General features: G+C 39.9%; 1 protein-coding gene. It reads right to left on the reverse strand.

Annotated elements, in window-relative coordinates:
- Positions 1-30 precede the first annotated feature (30 nt).
- Positions 31-1,353 (reverse strand): IS1182 family transposase (locus tag AB5642_RS20250; protein ID WP_368371962.1); only part of this gene is annotated, 1,323 nt, incomplete at its 5' end.

The following is a 1,353-nucleotide window of genomic DNA, read 5'->3' on the forward strand; positions in this document are numbered from 1 at the left end:
TCAGACTGTAGACAAACTTGGTGTTGGGTGTTATGCCCAGCACCATTTTTCTTTTAAAACTTCTTTTCTTTTTATTTTCTTCAAAATCAACAAAAATCTGGCTGTGTTCCAACCTCGTTTTTCCAGGATCTTTGCCAGTTTTTTCAGATTCATGCATGCAAAGGTAAGCCCGGCTTTCATTTCCATCCGTGCTTTTCCTACATACTGTGTATATCGAAATCCATGCTGTTCTTTCGCTGTACCGAAGATCCGCTCTATGGTTTCTTTTCTTAACTGGTAGATCTGTCTGTTTCCGATCGTGTGCCGAATGTCTTCTACCACTTCCATATATTCTTCCCATACATGACGTGTGATCAGTTTTACATGATCCTTACTTTCTGTGCATTTTGAAAGACATTGGCATTCAGCACAATGTTCACCGCAGCTTTTATACTCTTTATATCCACTTCTGTTTGTTGTACTGTATGTCAATATATGTGCTCCCGGACATATATAACAATCATAGTATTCATCATATGCGAATTCGTGTTTTCCGAAAAATCCTTCTTTGGTCTTGGGACGGGTATACGGAAAAAGTGGTTGAATTCCATCTTCCAACAGCCGATGGGCGATTGCCGGAGTTTTATATCCTGCATCTGCAACTACCATCTGCGGATTCAGTTTAGATATCTTATCGTATAATGCTTTAAAAGTACGACTGTCATGCTCATTACCAGGATGTACTGTATATCCAAGGATCCAGCCATGTTTATCACAGGCAGTTTCTACTGCATATGCAAAAACGTGTTTATGTTCACCCTTTCGAAACCATCCACTTTCCGGATCGCTGATGCTGCATTTTTGTGTTTTCACATCTTCAGGAAGTTCTTCAGATATAGAATCCTTATCATTTCCGGTTCCACCGGATGCAGGTGGCTGGTTATCATCTTTTTTCTTTAATGGCTTTTTTCCATGTGCCAGACGATCTTTTTCAATCTCTTTATTTAATTCCTCTTCATACCAGAGAGCCTGTTCGTGTGCAACCCGCTTACGCATTTTTTTACTGTTTGCACAGGCTTTTACATGTGTTGCATCCACGAAGATCTGTTCTGTATTTACAAGCTTATATTTCATACAATCTTCCAGAATCTTTGAAAAGATCTGCTCAAAAAGGTCTGTATCTTTGAAACGGCGGGTATAATTCTTTCCAAATGTAGAGAAATGAGGTACTGGATCTAACATGTCTAGTCCGAGAAACCAGCGGTATGCAACGTTTACCTCGATCTCTTTCATGGTCTGACGCATGCTTTTTATCCCATAGAGATACTGAATGAATGGTATCTTTATCAGCATGACGGGATCCATACTGGGACG

This window comes from Ruminococcus sp. 1001136sp1_2201st1_G3_2201SCRN_220225 (assembly GCF_040924365.1).
GTDB lineage: Bacteria > Bacillota > Clostridia > Lachnospirales > Lachnospiraceae > Blautia_A > Blautia_A faecis.